Genomic DNA, 21,432 nt, shown 5'->3' with positions numbered 1-21,432 from the left:
GTTCGTATGAAGCCCGGCACATCAAGTCTGGAACTGCGCTTGCTCGCGCTCGCGTGGACCCGCCCGCGCGGTTCGGCCTGCCGTCTCGTCACGAGTTGTGCGGCGTGGTCGGCTCCGCGCTCGCGCGGAGCCCCTCGGCGCGTTCGCCCTGAGCTACCCGGTCTCGCGCGGCGCCAAGGCGCGTTGAGCGAGGGCTACGCGCGTGGAGCCCGATGCTTCGGGAACGCCGGGAGTTGTGCGGTGCTGTCGCCGGGCTCAGCGTGGTGGCGGCGGGGGGAAGGGGAAGACCTCAGGCGGGATCGTGGGGACCACGATCGGCGGTAGGCCCGGCACCACAATGGTGTTCGGGCCGGGCGTCGGCGCCGCCTCGCTGGTGGTCTGCCGCCGGTTCGGCGGCGGCGCGGCGACCGATTCGTGCGCGGGCGATTCCGTGGTACCCGGCGCGACCGCGATCTGCGGATCCAAACTGGTCGTGCGCGGTGCGGTGGTCGGGGACAGCGACGGCGAGCCCTCGCTGGTGTGCGAATCCCGTTCCAGTACCTGAGGTCCGTAGCCGAGGCCGAGCCCGATCGCGGCGACGACGGCCAGCGCGCTCACCGTCAACACGGCGCCGCTGATCTCGCGTTTGCCACGCTGGGCCGGGGCCGACAACCAGGCGGGCGACAGCTCGTCGTCCAGCGCCGCGGTCGCGGCGGGCGTCTCCTTGCGAACCGGTCTGGCCAGCAGCGCGGCGCCGCGTGCCATCACGGTCTCCGGACTGTCCGGCACGATGACGGGCACGCCCATCCAGCGTTCGAGCACCTTGGCCACCAGCGGGATCCGCGCGCAACCGCCGATGGCCAGTACGCCGTGCACCGGGCGGTCGGAGCGCACGATCACGTCGCGCGCCATCCGCGCCGACGATTCGATGGCCAGCATGATCAGCGATTCGAAATTCTCCTGCGCGAGCAGGACCAAGCCCTGCTCGCTGGGCAGCGCCACCGCGGTATTGCTGGTCAGCTGCTCCTTCGCCTCCCGGCACAGCGCGTCCAGCGCGGCCAGGCCCGCGGCGTTCGGCGGATGCGCGATACGTCCCGAGGCGATCTGCTGCTCTCGGATCAGCGAGTCGAGATAGTCGCCGCTGATGTCGCTGGTGCGCTCGCTGTGCCGCACCTCGCGCGTCTGGGTGTCGACCACGCTCACCGTCAGGCCCGAGCTGCCCAGGTCGTAGACGACCAGCGAGGAGATGCCCCGGATATCGCCGGTGGCCTGCGCGAATTCGAGTGCCGCCGCGATCTCCGGCACGAGTTCGTAATTGGTGAGCTGCTGGCGCGCCATGGCGGCGCGGATAGCGCGGGCGTGCTGCTCACTGCGGTAGGCGATCGCTGTGGCGCCGATTCCCGGCGTGGCTTCCAGGGTGACCCCGATGGCCTCGGCCGCCAGCTCTTCCACGCTTTGGTCCAGGACCGGGATGGTCTGCAGATCGAAGGAATGCGGCGAGACATGCCCGTGGGGGTTACCGGCGTGCGGCCGCGCCATACGGACAGCGCCGGCCCCCACCGAAACTCCCAGTACCGAACTCATCAGCTGCCCATCTCGTTTCACACTTCACGACATGCGAGCCTGCGCCGTCCGTCGGCGGAGACCCGCTGGACGGACCCTACCGCCGGCGATCAGCTGTGCTTAAGGCAGGACTGGTCGTCTGTCTGGCAGTAGCCCGCCTCGCCCCGCAACTCTACGGTGTGCCGAGTCCCGCGTACACCCATCCGGCTGCTCTCCAGGTGGCACGATTGAGACAGTTGCGGCCGTCGATGATCGAGCGGGCCCGCACCACACCGTCCAGGTCCTGCGGCCGCAGGGCGGTGAATTCGTCCCACTCGGTGAGCACGAGCACCACGTCGGCACGCTCGCACGCCTCGGCGACGGAAGTCGCGTAATTCAGGGTGGGGAACACTCGGCGCGAGTTCTCCAGGGCCTTGGGGTCATAGACGGTCACCACGGCCCCGTGCAGCTGGATCATGCCGGCCACGTTCAACGCCGGCGAGTCGCGGACGTCGTCGGACTCCGGTTTGAACGCCGCGCCGAGCACCGCGACGTTCGCTCCCAGCAGTGAGCCGCCGCAGGCGCGGGCGGCCATGTCGACCACCTTCGTCCGGCGGCGCATGTTGATGTTGTCCACCTCGCGTAGGAAGGCGACGGCGTGGTCGGCGCCGAGTTCGCCGGAGCGGGCCATGAACGCGCGGATGTCCTTCGGCAGACACCCGCCGCCGAAACCCAGGCCCGCGTTCAGGAATCGGCGGCCGATGCGCGCGTCGTAGCCGAGCGCGTCGGCCAGCATGGTCACGTCGGCGCCGGTCGCCTCGCACACCTCCGACACCGCGTTGATGAACGAGATCTTCGTGGCCAGAAAGGCGTTGGCGGAGACTTTCACCAATTCGGCTGTGGCCAGGTCGGTCAGCAGGAACGGGACCTCGGCGGCGAGGAGATCGGCGTAGATCTCGCGCACCAGATCCTCGACCCATCCGGCGGCGGCTCGCTCCGGGTCGACGCCGAGGACCAGCCGGTCCGGGCGCAAGGTGTCCTTGACCGCGAACCCCTCCCGCAGGAATTCCGGGTTCCACGCCACCTCGACGTCGGTGGAACTCAGGCCGCGAGCGCGGGCTCCGAGCGCGGCGGCCGTGCCGACCGGGACGGTCGACTTGCCGATGATCACCGAGGGACGTTGCAGCAGTGGAGCGAGCGTATCCACCACCGCGTGCACGTATTTCAGGTCGGCGGCGTACTCGCCCTTCTTCTGCGGGGTGCCCACGCCGAGGAAATGCACCTCCGCGTGCGCGGCCGCCTCGGCGTAGGAGGTGGTGAACCGCAAGCGGCCCGCGTCGAGGTTGCGACGCAGCACACCCTCCAGGCCCGGTTCGTAGAACGGCACAACTCCGTCGGACAGCTTCGCGACCTTGCCCGGGTCCACGTCCACTCCGATGACGTCGTGCCCGAGTTCGGCCATGCACGCCGCGTGCGTGGCCCCGAGATACCCGGTTCCGAAGACTGTGCATCGCATGATCGATTGGTAAGCCCCTCCGGTGGCCACGCCACGTCAGCGAGGCAAGGGTCCGGGCAACAGCAGATGTACATGCGGCGACATCGGTGATCGCGGTGCCGTGACCTGGCCTGACGGTCGCTAGCATCGACGTGGTGCGACGTCGTCGGTGGGTGTGGAGCGGGCTCGGCGCCGGCGTGGCGGTGGTCGTCGCGACGGTCGCGCTGTGGCCGGTCTATGTGCGCCCGCGAACCGACCCGCCCGCGCCGGCGGACGCCGTTCTCGTCCTGGGCGGGGCGCACGACGGCCGCGAGCAACTGGGTCTGCGCTTGGCGCGCGAGGGGTACGCGCCTCGTGTGGTGTTCTCCGATCCCTATGCGAACAGTGCGATGCTGAACCGTATCTGCCACGGCGGCTACAGCTTCGAGGTCCTGTGCTTCGACCCGTCTCCACGCACCACCCGCGGCGAGGGCCGCGAACTCGCCCGACTGGCCCGCGCCCACAATTGGCGGCGCGTCATCGTCGTCACCTTCACTCCGCACATCTCCCGAGCCCGCTACATCTTGCAGAAGTGCTGGAACGGAGAACTTCTCTTCGTCGACCCCGAACCAGACCTCTCCATCCCCCGCTGGGCCTACGACTACGCCTACCAATCCGTGGGCTACTCGAAGGCCATCTTCGAGGACTGCTGAACCGCCCGCAGGTCTTCGGGAGGTATATCGGCACGCCCGCGCGAACGAGATCGGCGAACCAGTTCCTGCTGACCACTCCGGTGGCGGCAGCTCGGCAGAAGTGACCCGGTGGCCGGGGCCGTGATATGGGCCCTGCTGCCCAGCTGGGTCGGTCATACCTGGTAGACAATGTGCGGGCGGATGACTTCACTTTGACTCTGTGAAAGAAGTACCCGTACATTCTGTCGCGTGATGGCGGGACGGCCGCCATGGAAGCAACGGTGCACACCCCTCCGGGAGGGCAGATGGATTACGACTGGTCAGCGGAGGATCTGGCGTTTCGCGACGAGGTGCGCGCATTCCTCGACGCGAAGCTGACGCCGGAATTGCGGCGGGCCGGGCGCTCGGCGACAAGCGTGTATCCCGACCACGAGGCGAGCATGGAATGGCAGCGGATCCTGCACGAGCGCGGCTGGGCGGCGCCCGCCTGGCCGGTGGAGCACGGCGGATGCGACTGGAGCCTGACCCAGCACTACATCTACCAGCGGGAATCCGCGCTGGCCGGCGCGCCGGCGCTCTCGCCGATGGGCATCAGGATGGTGGCGCCCGCGATCATCGCGTTCGGCACCGAGGAGCAGAAGGCGTTCTACCTGCCGCGCATCCTCACCGGCGAAGTCTTCTTCTGCCAGGGATACTCCGAGCCCGAGGCCGGATCGGACCTGGCGGCGCTGTCCATGGCCGCCGTCGACGACGGCGAGGATTTCGTGTGCACCGGCAGCAAGATCTGGACCACCCACGCCACCGAGGCGAACTGGATCTTCTGCCTCGTGCGCACCTCGCGCACCGGGAAGAAGCAGCAGGGCATCACGTTCCTGCTGATCGACATGACCGCGCCGGGCATCGAGGTCCGGCCGCTGGTGATGACCTCCGGTGAGCAGGTGCAGAACCAGGTCTTCTTCGACAACGTGCGGGTGCCCAAGAGCAATGTGCTCGGCCGGATCGACGACGGGTGGACCGTCGCGAAATACCTGCTGGTGCACGAGCGCGGCGGAGCGGCGGCGCCGTGGCTGCAGGTCATGGCCGAGGACATCGCCGCCAACGCGGCGCAGCAGCCCGGCCCGGACGGCAACCCGCTGATCGATGACCGCGCGTTCGCGGCGAAGCTGGCGGACCTGCGCATCCGCACCGAGGTGCTGGAGATCCTGGAATACCGCACCATCTCCGCGATGGCGCAGGGCAAGAGCCCGGGCCCGGCGTCCTCCATACTCAAGATTCTCGGCACCGAACTCAGCCAGAAGCTCACCGAACTGGCGCTGGAGGCCGCCGGGCCGCGTGGTCGCGTGTACCAGCCGCACGCCACCAAGCCTGGCGGCCCGATCGCCCAGTTCACGCCGCCCGCCGACGGCTACCACAGTGGCGCGGACTGGCAGGCCGTCGCGCCGCTGAAGTACTTCAACGACCGAGCGGGCTCGATCTACGCGGGCAGCAACGAAATTCAGCGAAACATCCTCGCCAAAGCAGCATTGGGGCTCTGATGGACTTCACGCTTACCGACGAGCAGGAAATGCTCCGCTCCGCGATCGCCGGCTACCTCGGCGCCCGCTACGACCTGGAGAAGAGCCGCATCGCGGCGAAATCGGAGGTCGGCTGGCAGCCCGCCGTCTGGCGCGGCTTCGCCGACGAGCTGGGCATTCTCGGCGCGACCCTGCCCGAGCGGGTGGACGGCACGGGCGGCGGGCCCGTCGAGCTCATGGTGATCGCCGAGGAACTCGGCCGCGCCCTGGTGGTCGAGCCGTTCGTGGACACGGTGGTGATCGGCGCCGGATTGCTCGACCGTTCCGGCGGCGAACAGGCCGACGCCGTGCTGCGCCGGATCGTGTCCGGTGACGCGCGCGTCGCGTTCGCCGCGCTGGAACCGACTTCGGGGCATGCCCTGTACGACGTGACGACCACCGCCCGCCGTGACGGCGACGCCTGGGTCCTCGACGGCGCGAAAATCGTGGTGACCGGCGCCCCGCTGGCCACCGACCTGCTGATCACCGCACGCACGTCCGGCGAGCGGCGCGACAAGGCGGGGATCTCGTTGTTCCGGCTCGAATTCGACGCGGGTGATCCGCCTCCAGGCGTCGAGGTGCACACCTACCGCACCATCGACGACCGCACCGCCGCCGACCTGGTGTTCACCGGCCTGCGGCTGCCCACCGACGCCCTGCTCGGCGCTGAGTCGGACGGCTGGACCGTCATCGAGCCGACCATCGCGGAGGCGACCGCGGCGATCTGCGCCGAGGCGGTCGGCTGCATGCGCAAAGTGCTCGCCGACACCATCGACTACGCCAAGCAGCGCGAGCAGTTCGGTCAGCCGATCGGCAGCTTCCAGGCGCTACAGCACCGCATGGTCGATATGTACATCGAGCTCGAACAGGCCATCGCGGCGGTCCATCTCGCCATCCACTCGCTGCGCGCCCCCGCCGCGGACCGCGCCCGCGCCGTCTCGGCGGCGAAGGTCACCGTGGCCAGGGCGGCCCGGTTCATCGGACAGAATGCCGTGCAACTGCACGGCGCGATGGGCATGACCGAGGAACTGGCCATCGGCCACTACTTCAAGCGGCTCACCGTGGTCGAACACGAATTCGGCTCCACCGATGAACATCTCGCTCGCTATGCGGCGCTGACCAGGCCGTAATCGCGCGACGACGCGCGCGGGGTACTGGCCCCCCGCGCGTCGTCCGGTCCCGTGCTCGATCGCTCCTTGCCATCGGGTACGAGCAGTCCGGATCGGAGGTGTCGGTGACCTACCGGACGCAGGACGGGACGCACCGAGCCGCCGCGGATGTCCTTGTGGGAGCGGACGGCATCCACAGTGCGGTGCGGCGCGGACTGTGGGCCGACTCCGATCCGGTTTTCCAGCGCATTCTCTGCTGGCGCGGGGTGACCGAGCCCGGCTCGGTATGGCCGGTCGAGGGGTTCCAGACTTGGGGACGAGGTGCGCGTTTCGGCGCCCACCCACTGACCGATCGGCGGGTGTTCTGGTTCCTCACCGTACGGCAGCACGAACCAGGGACCCGCTACGAGGACGATCGCGCGGAACTGCGCCGGCGGCTAGGCGACTGGCACGACCCGATCCCGGCTCTGCTGGCCGCGACCACACCGGAGGCGATTCTGTGCCATGACATCTCCGACCTGAATCCGTTGCCGTCGTTCGCCGACGGCCGGGTGGTGCTGCTCGGCGATGCCGCCCACGCGATGACACCATTTCTCGCCCAAGGTGCGTGCCAGGCGCTCGAGGACGCGACCGTGCTCGCCGCCGAGCTGCGCGGCGGCGCGGTTCCCGCGGCGCTGGCCCGCTTCGACCAGCTTCGGCGCCCTCGCAGCCAGCAGGTGCAGCGCATGGCACGCCGGGATCCCGCGATGAGTCTGTCCACCAGTGCCCTCGTCTATGGACTGGCGACCGGTCTGACCCGTCTCGCCGGACGCAACATGGCCGGACGGAAGTCGGCCCGATTGTGGGATTGGACGCCTCCGGTGATCGGCGAGTAGCGCTCGCCTGCGTCGGCGGGCTGTGCCGATCGCGGGATACGGCGCGAACGAAAGAGCCCGGGTACTCCTCGAGTACCCGGGCTCTCTCCGATATCCAGCTCAGCTCTTGCGGCCCGGCGCCTTCGCGCCGGCCTTGAAGCCGAGACCGCCGGGCTTGGCGGTGGGCGGCGCGGCTTCGGGTGCGCCGTTGCCGTTCGCGCCGTTGGACTGCTCCGGTTCGGCGGCGGGTTCGGGCCGCGCGGCGGAAGTTTCCGCGACGGGAGCCTGCTCCGCGGGAGCCGGTTCGGCGGGAGCCGCGTCCTTCGGGGCAGCTGCCGCCTTGCCGGGGGCCTTTGGACCGGGCCGCTTGAAGCCGGACTTCATGGCCAGACCCTTGGCGGGCACCGTCGGCTTGGTCTCGGTCGGGCCGGTTTCGGCCGTTTCCGTAACCGTTTCGGCCGACTTCGCCTCGGTCGGTTCCGCAGCCGCTTCGGCGGGCGCGGCCTCGGCCGCAGGGGCGGACGCCGGAGCCTTCGCGCCGGGCGCCTTGGCCGCGCCCTTCATGGCGAGACCACCGCCGGGCGCCTTCGCGCCGCCCTTCATGCCCAGCCCCTTGACCGGCTTGGCCGCGGAAGCTTCGGTGGTGGACGTCTCGGCCGGGGCTTCGGCGGCGGGGGCCGCGGCGGCCTTGGCGCCGGGCGCCTTCGCCGGACCCTTCATCGCGAGACCCTTGACCGGAGCGGCGGGAGCCGACGTGGCCTCGGTCTCCGCCGGTTCGGCGGCGGGTGCCTTGGCGCCGGGCGCCTTGGCCGCGCCCTTCATCCCGAGACCGCCGCCGGGTGCCTTGGCCGGGCCCTTCATGGCCAGACCGCCGCCGCCGGGCGCTTTCGCCGGGCCCTTCATGGCCAGACCGCCGCCGCCGGGCGCTTTCGCCGGGCCCTTCATGGCCAGACCGCCGCCGGTCGGCGCGGCCTTGGCCGGTGCGGGAGCTTCGGCGGCCGGGACGGGTTCGGGCTCCGGCTCCGGCTCGGGTTCCGCCTCGGGCGCCTTCGGCTCTTGGATGACGGTCAGGTTCTCGGTCAGCACCGCGGGCTCGACGCGCTCGATGGCGTCCAGCATCAGCTGGGCGACGTCCACCACCTCGACGCCTTCGCCCTCGCCCTTCTCCTGGCGTGCGGTGACGCCGTCGGTGAGCATCACGCGGCAGAACGGGCAGCCGGTCGCGATCTTCGCCGGGGAGGTGGTCAACGCCTCGTCCACGCGGTCGATGTTGACGCGCTTGCCGAGCTGCTCTTCCATCCACATCCGAGCGCCACCGGCGCCACAGCACATGGACCGCTCGCCGTGCCGGGGCATCTCGACCAGATTCGAACCGGACGCGGCCATCAGCTCACGCGGCGCGTTGTAGATCTTGTTGTGCCTGCCCAGGTAGCAGGGGTCGTGGTAGGTGACGTTCTGCGACACCGAGGCCACCGGGATCAGTTGCTTCTGCCGCACCAGGCGGTTGAGCAGCTGGGTGTGGTGCACGACCTCATAGGTGCCGCCGACCTGCGGGTACTCGTTGTTCAGCGCGTTGAAGCAGTGCGCGCAGGTGACGACGATCTTCTTCTTGCGATCCTCCACGCCCTCGAACACCGAGTTCAGCAGCTCGATGTTCTGCTGGGCCAGCTGCTGGAACAGGAACTCGTTGCCCGCGCGGCGAGCGGAGTCACCGGTGCAGGTCTCCTCCGCGCCGAGCACCATGAACTTCACGCCCGCGGTGGCCAGCAACTCGGCGACCGCCTTGGTGGTCTTCTTGGCGCGGTCCTCGTAGGCGCCCGCGCACCCGACCCAGAACAGGTACTCGTAGCCGTCGAAGCTGTCGGCGTCCTGACCGAACACCGGGATCTGGAAATCGAGCTCGTTGATCCAGTTCAGCCGGTCCTTGGCGTTCTGGCCCCAGGGGTTGCCCTTGTTCTCCAGGTTCTTGAACAGACCGGCGAGCTCGGAGGGGAACTCCGACTCGATCAGCACCTGGTAGCGGCGCATGTCGATGATGTGGTCGACGTGCTCGATGTCCACCGGGCACTGCTCGACGCACGCGCCACAGGTGGTGCAGCTCCACAGCACCTCGGGATCGATGATGCCGTTGACCTCCGCGCCGCCGACCAGCGGCCGCTCGGCCTCGGCCTTCGCCGCTTCGGAGATCTTGGCCAGCTTCGCCTCGTTCGGGTTGCCCTCGGCGTCGACCAGGCCGACCTCGTCGCCGCCCATGTCCTTGCGGCCGCCGGCCAGCAGGTAGGGGGCCTTCGCGTAGCCGTGGTCGCGCAGCGACATGATCAGCAGCTTGGGCGACAGCGGCTTGCCGGTGTTCCAGGCGGGGCACTGCGACTGGCAGCGACCGCACTCGGTGCAGGTGGTGAAGTCCAGCCAGCCCTTCCAGGAGAAGTCCTCGATCCGGCCCGCGCCGAAGGTGTCGGTGTCCGGGTCGGCGGTCTCCATGTCGACCGGCTTGCCCTTCGACATCATCGGCTTGGCCGGGCCCAGCGCGACGCCGCCGTCTTCCTCACGCTTGAAGTAGATGTTGAAGAACGCCGAGAAGCGGTGCCAAGCCACGCCCCAGGTGACGTTGCGGCCTACGTAGTACAGGAACGCCATGCCGGACATCAGCTTCACGAAGGCGAACAGCGCCACCATGGTGGTATTCGCGGGCAGCAGCTTGGCCACCTGCATGGTGAAGAAGTCGGTGGCCGGGTCGGAGTGGCCGTAGGCGGCGATCTTGCCCGCCTTCACGAAGATCATGCCCAGGCCCTCGAGCAGGACGATCGCCTCGATGACGTAGGCCGGGCCGAACTTGGAACCGCTGAAGCGGGACAGGCGCTCCGGCACCCGGGGGTGGTTGAGCTGGCGCAGGACGATCAGCGTCAGGATGCCGACCACGGTGCCGATGCCGAGGATCTCGTCCCACAAGTGGTAGATCGCCAGGTTGCCGATGATCGGCCAGTGGAACGCCGGGTCGAAGGTCTGCCCGTACGCCTCGAACCACAGCATGGCGCCGCCGATGAAGCCGATCATCACCAGCCAGTGCGCCCAGCCGACGGTGCGGAATTTGTTCATGCGCGTATGCGCGAGGAACTCCACGATCATCTGCTTGAAACGCGGGAAGAAGGGCCGCCAGCGGTCCGGCGCGGGCTGTCCGATCATGATGGCGCGGACGATATTGCGGACGCCGCCGATGAACGACGCCCAACACAGGAGGCTGAGCGCCGCCCCAATCGTGCCCAGCGTCACTGTCAGGGCATTCATGTCGCGACCTTTCTTTAGAGGCACCTCGAGCGCGGCCGCGTTGTGCTACCGCGTCGGTTGGCTCGTATCCTAACTGGCAGTAAGTTACCCGTCAGTAACAACCATGTCCATCGTACGATCGGCTTTTGGGCTATAGCCCCATATGCTGGGGCTTGACCCATTATTTACCTGTGATCAATGTCACAGTAATTTCCGCCGATCCCGCTGCTGGTCCGTTGTTCACCACCGTAAACGTCGAACCATCCCGTCCAGTCGGTAAGGATTGGCTTAGTCCCCATGCCTGATAAGGGATCTCGCTTAAAACGCGCCGTTCTATTAGGCTCACGACGTTCTGATCACTGCGACCGTCTTCACACTGCTCGGGGAGGATCCGGAGCCGACCACCCGGATGTGCTGGATAGAGCTCTCGCGTGCTGAAGAGCAGCGGTGACGTACGACCTGATGATGGATTGGAAACTGAATGAAACTCCGCAGAACCACCGCGGCGGCCGCGATGGTCATCGGTGCGATGACCATCGGACTGGGAACCGCCCATGCCGATGCCGAACCGGCCGCTGACCCCATCCGGTACTCGGTCAAGCTGGTGGAAAAGACCGTCGTGACGACGCTCAAGGGGGGAACCTTCGAGCTGGCCAAGTCGTCCGAGGACGTCAAGGAAGACGACGTCTACCGGATCAAGGACTCGCAGGGCAACGCGGTCCTCACGCTGCCGATCGCCTTCAAGGTCGCCGACACGGTCGTCCCGGTGAAGCCGGTCGTGAAGGACGACAACACGGTGCTCGAGCTGACGCCTGAGCAGGGCGTCAACGTGAACGTGCCCAAGGACAAGCCGCTCAACGGGGTCAACGTCGTCGCGCAGCCGATCGCCTCGCCGATCGAGAACCAGCGGGCGCAGAACGAGTTCGCCAGCCAGTTCGGCATCGCGACCGCCGTCGGCGGCTTCCTCGGCACCGCCATCGGCGTCATCGGTGGCGCCGTGATCGGTTGCATCCTCGGTCTGCCGTTCCTGGGTGTCGGCTGCATCCCGGCCGCGATCGCGGGCGCGGGCATCGGTGGCATCCTCGGCACGGTGGCCATCGGCGGCCCGGCGTTGCTCGTCGCGGGCATCGACCTGGTGAACACGCTGCAGGCGCCGGACGGCACCACGAAGTGGGCGGACAAGCCGGCGAACTGAGCCTCCGGCTCCACGCTCCGTCACATCCTCGGCGGCCCGCTCTCTTCGGAGGGCGGGCCGCCGGTCGTTTATCCGGCCAAATCGAGCAGGCCGCGCACGACGACCTCACCCAGCTCCTCGCCCAGCCTGCCGAACGAGCGCTCGACCATGTCGAACGTGCCGTCCTCGCGGACCACCAGCACCGTGCTCGCTCTGGTGCCGTGCACGGTGTGCGCGATGAACCTGGCCGAGAGCGCCCGCTCCATCTCGTGCGGCACCCCGGTCCGCGGCAGCAGATCGTCGGGGGCCTCGGTGCGGTCGGCCAGCACCTCGAAGTAACGGTCCACCGCGCCGGGCTCGGTGTGCACCACATCGCGCAACTCGGTCACGCCCGCCCGTATCTTGGGCCAGACGGGCTGTGACGCCGTCAGATCCGGTTCGACCGGGTTCGGACCCGCGGAGGCGACGAACGTGCCGTTGGAGAGCCCGTGGAAGCCCGGAGCGAGTTCGCGCGGTTCGGCGGCGCTGCGATTGGAATGCCACCACAGCGTGCGCAGGTCGGAGACCACCAGGTTGTAGCCGTTGTAGTCGTCCGGAGCGGCGGCGACGTCGAGGACGTACTTCTCCGGCCCGGGGAATTCGCCCGCCGCACCGCGGTCGGAGGCGCCGCGCAGGAAGTCCATCAGCAGCGCGCCCCGGGAACGGGCGTCGAGGCGTAGATCGGCGGGATTGCGCACGTTCGTGACGGCGGCGAAGCGATTGTCGCCGTGGGGCTGGGCGCTGAGCCCCAGCCAGGTCCCGGGAGGCTCACCGTGGGCCCGGCCCGGGGCTCCGGTGTCGCGTCCGGCGAGCAGGCCGGGCGCCTCGGGCCACCAGCGCATGGACTCGGTCGGCCGAGCGTAGAACTCGTCTCGGTTGGCGGCCACGATCAACCGGTATTCCGGGTGCGCGCGCCAGCCGATCAACACCAAACACATGCGGTCCAGGATGCCGGACCGCCGCCGTACCCCATGCGTGGTTTCCGGCGCGGGGGGCCGCGTAAGGGCAGTGGAAAGCCCCTGAGACGGCGAAAGGCCGACAGCTCGACGCTGCCGGCCTTTCGTGGTTCCTGCTGTCAGTTGGTGCGCACGCGCAGCCCCGGGTTGTCGGAGAGCACCACGTGCACCGGCTGCGCGAACAGCTGCGGCACGTTACCGGTGAGGGCCCCGATGAGATTCGGGATCTCGCAGATCGGGTAGTCCGCCACCGACGACGCGCTGGAGATGCCGAGCGCCAGGCGGCCGGTCACGATCGGACCACCGCTGTCGCCGGGCAGCGCGCAGATGTTGGCCGAGAAGCTCTGGGTGAGTTCCCGGTCGCCGACCTGCACGGTCTGGTCGACGGCGTTGACCACACCGCAGCTGAAGCCGGTGCGCGCACCGGACTTGCAGACCGGGGCGCCGACGACCGGGGTCGCCACGCCATCGACCGGGATCGGAGCCGCGCCGGGCGCGCGGACGCCGTTGTTCGCGAAACGGTCCTTGGCCTGGTCGTTGACCCGGATGATCGAGTAGTCCTGCTCGCCGAGCACCGACTTCTGGAAGACACCGAGCTGCGCGCCGAGGCGGTCGCCGTTCATCTCGTACACGCCCGCGGCGTTGCCGCTGCCCGCGGAGGGGATGTCGGGGTTGCAGTGGCCCGCGGTGATGTTCACCGTGTTGCCGTTGCGGTCGGTGCCGTTGAAGCCGAGCGAGCAGCGCAGCGAACTGCGTCCGGCGACCGAGGCGTAGCCGTCGCCGCCCGCGAGCGCGCCGCGCGCGTCTCCGGCGATCTCACCGGCCTGGATGGGGCCCTGCTCGCCCGCTACCGGCGGGGCCATCACGATGACGCGCGCCGGGTCGATGAAGTTCGGCATCGGCAGGCCCGCCTGGTCGACGCGCACCGCGATCGTGTTGTTCACGGTGTCCACCACCGCGCCGCGCACCAGGGACCGCACCGCCTCCGGCTGGCCCTCCAGCCAGCGCTCGAACGCGCTCTTCTCGCCACGCAGGGCCGCTTCGCTCTTGGCGACGTTGCGGACCTCGAAACCGGCCGATTCGGCGGCCTTCTTCGCCTCGTCGGCGCCAGGACCCTGCGCCAGCGCCACGACTGCCTTGCCCGCGTCGTCCAGCCAGGAGCCGGCGAACACGGCCGGGTACTGCCGCTGGGCGGTGGTGGCGAACGCGGCCACCTGCTGCGCCACCTCCGCGCGGTGCAGGTACTCGTCGGGCGAGATCTTCAGATCGCGGGTCACCGCGGCGACCAGTTCGGCCGGCAGGCCGGGTCCCTGGTCCGGCTGGGCCGTCGCTACTGCCGCCGTGGGCCCGAACAGCAGTATCGCCGCCGAGGCGGCGATCACTGTCTTTCGGATTACGGTCTGTCGCGCAGTCGAGCGGGGAGGTCCTATACGTGGCAGGAGCATGAGCAGACTATATGGGGTTTGGCGCGGTATGCCTACTCATCTCGTGGTTCTCGATTCCCTCATAGCCACTCGACCGGGGATATGTGGATTGCCACAGATTTCGGGCTCGCGCTCAGCTCGCGTTCGGCCGCGTGCGCACGGCGATTCCGCTGCCGATTCCGCCGCCGGAGGAGGCGTCGATGTCGGCCAGGATGGCCCGGATCGGGATGCCGAGCGAAGCGGTGCCGCCGTACTGCGCGAGGGCGATGTTGGCCTCGTTGCAGTTCGGCGCGTCCGCGGCGTTGGAACCGCTGGTGATGCCCAGCGCCAGAGTGCCGGACACGATCGCGCCGCCGCTGTCGCCGCCCAGGGTGCAGGCCGAGCTGGCGAACCCGCGCACGGTCTTGCTCTCGCCATCGGCCGTGTAGAGCTGCGTCTCCACCCGATCGGCCACGACGAAGCCGCAGGTGAAGGTGGAGGACTGGCCGGATTTGCAGACCGGGGCGCCGGTGATCGGGTCGGCGGTGCCGGTGATGGCGAGCGTGGTGCCGTTGGCGCCGCGCACCGAGGGCTGGTCCATGCCCGCCCGCACCGCGCGCTCGTTCAGCTTGATCACCGAGTAGTCCAGCGCGGACTGTCCGCCCAGCGAGGCGCGCACGAACGTGCCGAGTTCCGGGCTGGCCGGGATGTCGCGGACGTTCGGCAGGTAGACACCGGCTTCCTGGTTGCCCTTGCCCAGGTTCGGATCGCAATGGCCCGCACTGATATTCAGCGCGTTGCCGGACGCGTCGATGCTGTTGAACCCGAACGAGCACACGTCCACCGCGCGCAGCGACGAGTCGGCGAGCGAACCGGGAGCGCTGATGTAGGTGTCACCGCCCATCGGCCTGCGCTCGACCGGGCCGCCGTTGTTCGGCGACAGGATGACCTTGATGTTCGCCAGCAGGGTGGGCAGGTTGAGCATGTGACCCGCGGGCGTGTTGGCGACGCTGAGCACCAGCTGGCTGTTCAGGAAGTCGATGGCCACGGAGTTGATCGCCTGCGAGATCTCCCGCGGCAGTCCGGTGATCCACTGGTTGAGCTGCACCAGCGAGCTCTCCAGGCTGTCCGCGGACACCGGGGCCAGCCGGGTCTGATAGCCGTCGGCCGCGACGATCTTGGCGGCGTCCAGAGACGTCACCGCCATGACGGGCTTGCCGTCGGCGCCGATCCAGGCGCCCGCGAAGGAATCCGGTCGCTCCGAACGGAAATCGCGCGCGTAGTCGCGCAGCTGCTGGGCGCGCGCGGCACGGTCCAGGTACTCCGTCGGGGTCATCTTCAGATCACGCGCGATGGCCTGCACGAGTTCCGGGGGGAGATTGTCCGCGGCGAGCTGCGCCGGGGCTTCGGGAACCGCCGAGGCGGTGGTCGTGCCGAACAAGGGAGCCAGGAGAACGGTCGATGCGATGGCGACAGCTTTGACCGCGGCGCGACGCGCCACCAACTTGCGCATGAAGTCCCTTCGTCGGCACGCACGTGCCAGCTAAATCCGTGGCCACGGGCAGAATCCGTTGGCGCACAGCCTTCGTCCAGCAACCGACCGGTGTGGAAATTCATCCGACAACACGGTCAGCGCAACACTCTAAGCCACAAACCCGGATAGGACGCTACTAATCACCGACTACCCGGTATTCCCATGCCGGGGATGGTGGGGATCTGCGGTAGCTGCTGCCCGAACGGGTTGGTCGTGGGCGTGGGGGTCCGCGTGGTCGAGGTACGAGTGGTGGTGGTCGGCGTCGTCGTCGGCGGCTCGGTGGTGGTGGGCGGCGTCGTGGTCGTCGGCTCCGGCGTCGTCGTCTCGGTGATCACCACCGGTGGCTCGGGCGGCTCGGTGGTGGCGGGCGTCGTCGAGGTGACGAGCGGCGGGGGCGGGGCGGGACTGACCGACGTCGGCTCGGACTTGGCGTCGGGCAACGGCGGCACCGGTGTCTCGGCGCCGTCGCGGAACAGCAAGGCCACCACGATGCCGCCGAGCACCAGCCCGATCGCCGCGGCGCCGGCGATCAGCAGCGGGATGCGTTTCGATTCCTTCGCGGGAACGGGTGCCTGCGCGGGTTTCTCGGCTTCCGGCTCGGCTTCGGCCACCAAGGTCGGCTCGGAGATCGGGATGGCGGCGGAATACGCCTGCGGTAGCGCGTCGGCGGCGGGCACGGCCGGGATGACGACGGTGTCCACCGTCGAGTTCTCCGCGGTGGACGGGTCCGGCGGGGTGGCCCCGGCCGGGGTGGCGAGCACGGCGGCCAGCGCCCCTCGGGCCGCGTCGTGGGCGAAGGACCTACCGTCGGCTCCGGTCTCGGCGCTGGGCAGCTCGCCCTCGCTGACCAGCTGCACCGAGCGCAGACCCAGGTAGTCCAAGGCGTCCCGAAGCGAACGCACATACTCGGCGGGCCAGTGCGCCGGATGCGTCGCATAGAACTCGGCCGGGCCGCTGAGATGTTCGGCGGCCAGGTTGATCAGGCAGAACAGGGCGGTCGCGACGAGGTCCTCGGCGCGATACGCCTCCCCGTCGTCGACCGGGATTCCCGCCGGGTCGCCCACCGCGGACACGAAGCCGCTGATCGAGTGGGCGTCGCCTGGGGGCGGGGGACCGCCCAGCTCGGCATCACCGTCGTCGGACATGTGCAGCACCGACGCACGGACGATGTACCGCGGCTCCTCGTCACCGTCGGTGACGATGACCGCCGTGCACTCGTCGTCGGCGACGCGCAGGCCAACCCCAGTGGCCATCTCACCTACCTCGCTTCGGCGTTCCCGCTGACGGAACCGCACCCGGTCACACCAGAAGCGAACCGTGTCCCATGGCGCGGAGCATCGACAATAACTCCGAACGGGACCGGGCACCGACCCGGCGTCGGATGCGCGCGACGTGGTGCTCGACCGTCTTCGCCGAAATGTACAGGCGCGCACCGATCTCGCGGTAGGTGAGCCCGAGCAGAACCAGCTCGGCCACTTCGCGCTCCCGTTCGCTGAGGATCGCGGCCTGCGGCGGCGTGGGCGGCGGCGGAGCGTCGCCGTTGTGCGCGGCCGGTGCGGGGGGCCGAGCCTGCGCCTCCTGGGGACGTGCGTCGGCGCGGACCGTGCGGGCCAGTTTCAGCAGTGCGGTGGCCGTCGCGGAGTCGGCCGCCGCGAGCGCCGCCTCACTGGCCAGCCGGGCGCCGTCCCAGGTCATGCCGATCTCGGTGAGCGCCGCGACGGCCGCGTGCACCGGTGCGGTGGCCACCTGGCCGCGCAGCACCAGCACCCAGGTGCGGCCCGCGTCGGCGAGCACCGCGGCGTGCCGGTCGCCCGCCTCGGCCGCGGTTTTCAACGCGTGCGCGTGCGGCAACAGGTCCTCGGGGCTCTCGTGTGCGATCGCGGCCTGCACGCCGTACCAGTGGAAGGCGTTGGACCAGGCGGGCGGATCGTTCAAGCGGCGCAGCAGCGCGAGTGCGGCGTCCACCAAGGGCGCGATCCGGCGTTCGTCGCGCATCCGGATGGCCGCCAACCACAGCTCGCCGATCGGCAGCAGCGCCAGCAGGTCGGCCTGCACGTCGTCGAACAGCGGATACGCGGCCTGCCACGCGCGGGCGAGCGCGGTGTGGTCGCCGCTGCGCCGCGCGAGACCGACCGCGACGCCGTGCGCCAGCAGCCGGTCGCGCACATCGAGTCGGTCGTGGTCGAGCGCGGCCACCGTGGCCGCGGCGGCGCGCTCGTCGCCGCCGAGCATCGCCGTCCAGGCCGCGAGCACGTCGAGCTGATGGCAGCGCAGCCCGCTGGCGGTGGCGCGCCGCAACGCGTCCTGGGCGCGGCGGGGCTCGCCGGTGCCGAGCGAGAGCAGAGTGGCGATCGAGGCCGCCGTGCAGGGCAGGAAGCGGTCCACGCCCGCGTCCGCGTGGGCGGCCTGGACCAGCGCCGACACCGCCGCCGCGGTGTTGTTGCCCGGTTCGATGGTGTCCGCGAGCGCGGTCGCGATCAGCCGGGCATGCGCGCCCGCTTCGGTGGGCGGCCACTTCGTGGCCGAGGAAGACATCTCCCTGGCGCCCGGCACGTCACCGGCCAGGCACAACACCGTCGCGCCGACCGCCCAATCGGGGCCGACCCGATGTCCGCCCAGCCAGGTGTACAGCTGCGCGGCGCGGCCGACCAGGCCCCGGCGGGTGAGGACCGCCGCGCAGATCCGCACAGCCGTCGCGAGCTCCGTGCCGGTGCTGCCCGACCGCGCCAGCATAGGCTCGGCCAGCCGCATGGCCGTGTCGCCGTCGCCGGTCCGCGCGGCCGCCTCGGCCCAGCGCAGCGCGATCAGATCGAGTTCCGCCCCCGCGGCCGCCGCGGCGGCGTAGTAGCGGACCGCCTCGCGGCCCGCCTGGCCCGCGGCGTCGACGAGGAAGTCGGCCAGACGCGGATCGCGGACGCCGGATTCGGCCAGTTGCAGCGCGGTGCGGTCGCGCAGCAGCCCCGCCTCCAGGCGGGCGCCGAGCAAACGGCGTTCGACCGCGAGAAACCTGCGGTCGCCCAGCAGCGTGCGCAGGGGGGCGACGGCGGGTTCCAGCAGCAGGTCGGCATCGGTCACCAGGGCGCTGGCCCTGGCGCGGTCGATGAGATCCTGCGCGACGGACTGCTCCACGCCGAGTACTTCGGTGAGTTCGCTGGAATCCAGGCCCGTGCCCGTGGTGGCGACCACCAAGGTCTCCAGCAGGTCGGGTTCGAGGTTGTCCAGCAACCCGCGAGCCCACGCGGCGACGGCCGTGTCGACGGCGGTGATGCCCGCGTCCAGACGCGCCGAGCAGGCGGCCGTGAGCGCCGCCACCACGCCGCCGCGGATCCCCGCGGTCTGCAGGTGGATGTGCTGAGCGACCTGGCGCGGCACCATCATGCCCAGCTCCCGGGCGAACGGCGCCATGTCGGCGACGCCGAGCGGGCGCAGCTCCACGATGCGCCCGCGCCGGGCGATCGCGTCGGCGAGCATCCGCAGCCGCGGATCGTGCGGGCGCGGCTGGGTGGCGATCACCATCGTGCGATGGCCGGATTCCACTGCCGCGCAGAGGTATTCGAGATCGATGTGACCGAGCGTGTGGGCGTTGTCGATGATCAGGGCCGGGCGGGCGGTGTCGGTGGTGACGCCCGCCGTGCCGCCGCCCTGCGCTCTGGTCACCGGGTGCGAGCCGTTGCGCGCGTGGGCGTGCTGGAGCGTGGCCAAGTCGTCCTGCAGCGGGACGCCGCGGGCGCGCAGACGAGCGCGGATCTCGGCGAGCAGCGTCGATTTGCCGGTCTGTGAGCGGCCGCGGATCAGGTAGACCACCGGCTGGTCGTCGGCGGAATCCAGATCGCGGAAGATGTCGCGAGCGCAGGGCAGCGTGTCGAAGGCGGTATCAGCCACCGGAGCCTCCCAGGATTTCTCCGGGAGCGCGCAGCACCGTGCCGAGGGTATCGCCCAGTACGCCCGTCGGCAGACTCGGCGCGGTCGGCGGCGTCGGCCGGGGCTGCTGCTGGGTGGGGGCGGGCGGGTTGGCCGGCGCCGGCGCGGGAGCGGGGGCCGGGGCAGGCTGCGGAGATTGCGGCTGAGGCGCGGGCTGCTGCGCCGGGGGGTCCGCGGGCGCCGGAGCGGGTTGATCGGGGTTCTGTTCGCTGTTCACCACGGCCACGGTGGTGTTCTGGGCGGCGGACGAAGGCGTACCGGCTCGCGGCGCCTCCGTTTTCGGCCGGCCGGTGGCGGACGCGGAATCCGTGGCGGCGACACCGGACGGTGCGGCCGGGTCGCCTGCCTGCGTCCCCGTCGTCCCGGCGACCTGCACGGCGCCGGTGCTGGACTGGTCGGTCGAGGCGGGCGGGTTCGAACCGGACTGGATGCCGGTGCCGATGGCGAGCGTGCCGGTGGCCAGCACGCCGATGGCGGCCGCGACACCCGCCACCACCGCGAGGCGCTGCCTGCCGGTCAGTGCCCGCCTGCGCGGAGCGGGCTCCTCGGGCAACGCCGCGAGTCCCGCCGAGGGTAGCGCCCGAGGCTGCGGGACGGTCTCGTCCTCGGCCACCGGATCGACCACCAAGGGGAGCTGGTCGGTCTCGGCGGCGAGCAGATCGGCGGCCAGCAGCGCCGCCCCGCGTGCCGTGGTGTGCTCGGGGTCGGGAGCCGCCACCACGGGCAATCCGAACTCGGAGGAGATGAGTTCGGCGACCAGGGGAATGGCGCCGCCACCTCCGGTGAGCAGGACGCGGCCGACGTCGCCGATGTCCAGCCCGGCCCGGTGCACCGCGTCGTGGATAAGGTTCATCGCACTCGACAGCGGTCCGCGCAGCAGGTCTTCCAGCTCGCCGCGCACCAGCCGCACCGTGCTGCCGTGCGGATCCGCGGGGTCCACCCGGACCGGAACGACCGTCGCGGTATTTATGGAAAGCTCTTCTTTCGCTTTTCTGCAGCGTTCTCGCAAAGCCGATAATTCGCGTTCCACCACCGGATCGAACGGATCGAAATCCGCGGCGAGCACCGCATTTGCCAGGACATAGCGCATGGTCAGCAGATCGAATTCCGCGCCGGCCACGTCGGTGCTGCGCAGCGGCGCGCCGAGCAGGCTGGCGTGCTCGCCGGTGCGGACCACCGAGACGGTCGACCCGGACGCGCCGAGATCGAGGACGATCACCGCCCCGTCGTCGGTCCGGCCGTGCGCGGCGTCGAGCCAGCGGATCGCCGCGGTCGGCTCCGGAACCAGCGTCACCTCGCCGAGTCCGGCCCGCTCCAAGGCGTCGCGCTGGATATCGACGGTGTGCCGCGACCACCAGGCCGGATGGCAGGCGACCATCGCCTGGACGCCGCTTCGCCCCGTCTCGGCTGCGATCTCGTCGACCAGGCATCCGATCGCGGTGGCCACCAGGTCGGGCGCCGAATACGAGGAACCGTCCTCGGCGAGCATGCCGACCGGATCGCCGACCCTGGCGAGGAAGCCCTCCAGCAGCACGTCGCTGGAATGGCGGCCGGTGGAGCGAGCGCCCGCGCCGAGCGTGGGCGCCATGTCCGGCGAGAGCCGTAGCACGCTCGGATGCGAGCGTAGAAATCCGCCGCCGGAGGGGCCGAGGCCGTCGTCGCCCTCTTCCGTTGCCGCCACGGCGACCGAATTCGACGCCCCGACAGTGATGCCGAGCGCCAGGCGCTGTGTCATTCGAGAACCCCGTTCGAGATAACTGTCTGGTCCGGTGTCGCTGCTGTGTCCGAGCTGGTGCGCTGGGCGGTGTAGTTGCCGACGCAACCGTTCTGTCGGTTGCTGGCCATCAGCCGTTACCTCGTTAGGGGATCGTTTAGGGAAATTCCCCTAATTCCGCTCCCACCCCTATCGGGTGCCCTCGGACGGTCGTAGGGGTTCGC

The 21,432-nt window shown here is 70.0% G+C and carries 14 protein-coding genes; 5 read left to right on the top strand and 9 right to left on the bottom strand.

What is annotated here, in order from left to right:
* Nucleotides 1–255 precede the first annotated feature (255 nt).
* Together QMG86_RS30020 and QMG86_RS30015 are read right to left on the bottom strand one after the other, a co-directional pair.
* Nucleotides 256–1,563, bottom strand: a complete 1,308-nt coding sequence (locus QMG86_RS30020; protein WP_281876173.1) for a DUF7159 family protein — start codon at nt 1,561–1,563, stop codon at nt 256–258.
* 151 nt (nt 1,564–1,714) lie between these two features.
* A complete protein-coding gene (locus tag QMG86_RS30015; protein WP_281876172.1) occupies nt 1,715–3,037 on the bottom strand; it encodes a UDP-glucose dehydrogenase family protein in 1,323 nt (440 codons plus the stop codon).
* A gap of 134 nt (nt 3,038–3,171) precedes the next feature.
* Here QMG86_RS30015 and QMG86_RS30010 point away from each other — a divergent pair, with 134 nt between their 5' ends.
* The 4 genes from QMG86_RS30010 (at nt 3,172) to QMG86_RS29995 (ending at nt 7,224) form a co-directional block, all read left to right on the top strand.
* Nucleotides 3,172–3,708 (top strand): YdcF family protein, encoded by a 537-nt coding sequence (locus tag QMG86_RS30010; protein WP_281876171.1) that lies wholly within the window; start codon nt 3,172–3,174, stop codon nt 3,706–3,708.
* A 284-nt stretch (nt 3,709–3,992) separates the two neighbouring features.
* Entirely contained in the window at nt 3,993–5,222 is a 1,230-nt protein-coding gene (locus QMG86_RS30005) for an acyl-CoA dehydrogenase family protein (RefSeq protein ID WP_281876169.1), read from the top strand.
* Nucleotides 5,222–6,370 carry an acyl-CoA dehydrogenase family protein gene (locus tag QMG86_RS30000; RefSeq protein WP_281876167.1) on the top strand — a complete coding sequence of 383 codons (1,149 nt, stop codon included), beginning with the start codon at nt 5,222–5,224 and terminating at the stop codon, nt 6,368–6,370. The genes QMG86_RS30005 and QMG86_RS30000 overlap by 1 nt, the downstream gene beginning before the upstream one ends.
* 104 nt (nt 6,371–6,474) lie before the next feature.
* Nucleotides 6,475–7,224, top strand: coding sequence for an FAD-dependent monooxygenase (locus QMG86_RS29995; protein ID WP_281876164.1), 750 nt, complete (start codon nt 6,475–6,477; stop codon nt 7,222–7,224).
* 99 nt (nt 7,225–7,323) lie between these two features.
* On the opposite strand, the gene QMG86_RS29990 is transcribed toward QMG86_RS29995, so the two are convergent.
* On the bottom strand, nt 7,324–10,488 hold the full coding sequence (locus tag QMG86_RS29990) for a (Fe-S)-binding protein (RefSeq protein WP_281876162.1): 3,165 nt from the start codon (nt 10,486–10,488) through the stop codon (nt 7,324–7,326).
* A gap of 460 nt (nt 10,489–10,948) precedes the next feature.
* On the opposite strand from QMG86_RS29990, the gene QMG86_RS29985 reads away from it, so the two are divergent.
* Nucleotides 10,949–11,662: a DUF8020 domain-containing protein gene (locus QMG86_RS29985; protein ID WP_281876161.1), complete on the top strand. Its 714-nt coding sequence runs from the start codon at nt 10,949–10,951 to the stop codon at nt 11,660–11,662.
* Nucleotides 11,663–11,730: 68 nt separating this feature from the next.
* On the opposite strand, the gene QMG86_RS29980 is transcribed toward QMG86_RS29985, so the two are convergent.
* The 6 genes from QMG86_RS29980 to QMG86_RS29955 form a co-directional block, all read right to left on the bottom strand.
* Nucleotides 11,731–12,618: an NRDE family protein gene (locus QMG86_RS29980; protein WP_281876160.1), complete on the bottom strand. Its 888-nt coding sequence runs from the start codon at nt 12,616–12,618 to the stop codon at nt 11,731–11,733.
* 137 nt (nt 12,619–12,755) lie between these two features.
* The gene (locus QMG86_RS29975) at nt 12,756–14,018 is read right to left on the bottom strand and encodes a S1 family peptidase (protein WP_281876158.1); all 1,263 of its coding nucleotides are present in this window, start codon (nt 14,016–14,018) and stop codon (nt 12,756–12,758) included.
* A 175-nt stretch (nt 14,019–14,193) separates the two neighbouring features.
* The gene (locus tag QMG86_RS29970; protein ID WP_281876157.1) at nt 14,194–15,552 is read right to left on the bottom strand and encodes a S1 family peptidase; all 1,359 of its coding nucleotides are present in this window, start codon (nt 15,550–15,552) and stop codon (nt 14,194–14,196) included.
* Between the two features lie 161 nt (nt 15,553–15,713).
* Complete coding sequence (locus QMG86_RS29965) at nt 15,714–16,826, bottom strand: hypothetical protein (RefSeq protein WP_281876156.1); 1,113 nt, start codon at nt 16,824–16,826, stop codon at nt 15,714–15,716.
* Nucleotides 16,827–16,872: 46 nt separating this feature from the next.
* Entirely contained in the window at nt 16,873–19,455 is a 2,583-nt protein-coding gene (locus tag QMG86_RS29960) for a LuxR C-terminal-related transcriptional regulator (protein WP_281876155.1), read from the bottom strand.
* Nucleotides 19,448–21,229, bottom strand: coding sequence for an Hsp70 family protein (locus tag QMG86_RS29955; RefSeq protein WP_281876154.1), 1,782 nt, complete (start codon nt 21,227–21,229; stop codon nt 19,448–19,450). Before QMG86_RS29955 ends, QMG86_RS29960 begins: the two co-directional genes overlap by 8 nt.
* Nucleotides 21,230–21,432 lie beyond the last annotated feature (203 nt).

The organism is Nocardia sputorum (genome assembly GCF_027924405.1).
GTDB classification, from domain to species: Bacteria; Actinomycetota; Actinomycetes; order Mycobacteriales; family Mycobacteriaceae; genus Nocardia; species Nocardia sputorum.
Note: the sequence above shows the minus strand (reverse complement) of the source record. Positions and strands in the feature narration are given on the sequence as shown.

Excerpts from the sequence above, each read along its gene's own strand:
- QMG86_RS30020 (WP_281876173.1), bottom strand. The coding sequence starts at position 1,563 with ATGAGTTCGGTACTGGGAGTTTCGGTGGGGGCCGGCGCTGTCCGTATG.
- QMG86_RS29965 (WP_281876156.1), bottom strand. The coding sequence starts at position 16,826 with ATGGCCACTGGGGTTGGCCTGCGCGTCGCCGACGACGAGTGCACGGCG.
- QMG86_RS29970 (WP_281876157.1), bottom strand. The coding sequence starts at position 15,552 with ATGCGCAAGTTGGTGGCGCGTCGCGCCGCGGTCAAAGCTGTCGCCATC.
- QMG86_RS29985 (WP_281876161.1), top strand. The coding sequence starts at position 10,949 with ATGAAACTCCGCAGAACCACCGCGGCGGCCGCGATGGTCATCGGTGCG.
- QMG86_RS29955 (WP_281876154.1), bottom strand. The coding sequence starts at position 21,229 with ATGACACAGCGCCTGGCGCTCGGCATCACTGTCGGGGCGTCGAATTCG.
- QMG86_RS30000 (WP_281876167.1), top strand. The coding sequence starts at position 5,222 with ATGGACTTCACGCTTACCGACGAGCAGGAAATGCTCCGCTCCGCGATC.
- QMG86_RS29980 (WP_281876160.1), bottom strand. The coding sequence starts at position 12,618 with ATGTGTTTGGTGTTGATCGGCTGGCGCGCGCACCCGGAATACCGGTTG.
- QMG86_RS29990 (WP_281876162.1), bottom strand. The coding sequence starts at position 10,488 with ATGAATGCCCTGACAGTGACGCTGGGCACGATTGGGGCGGCGCTCAGC.
- QMG86_RS30015 (WP_281876172.1), bottom strand. The coding sequence starts at position 3,037 with ATGCGATGCACAGTCTTCGGAACCGGGTATCTCGGGGCCACGCACGCG.
- QMG86_RS30005 (WP_281876169.1), top strand. The coding sequence starts at position 3,993 with ATGGATTACGACTGGTCAGCGGAGGATCTGGCGTTTCGCGACGAGGTG.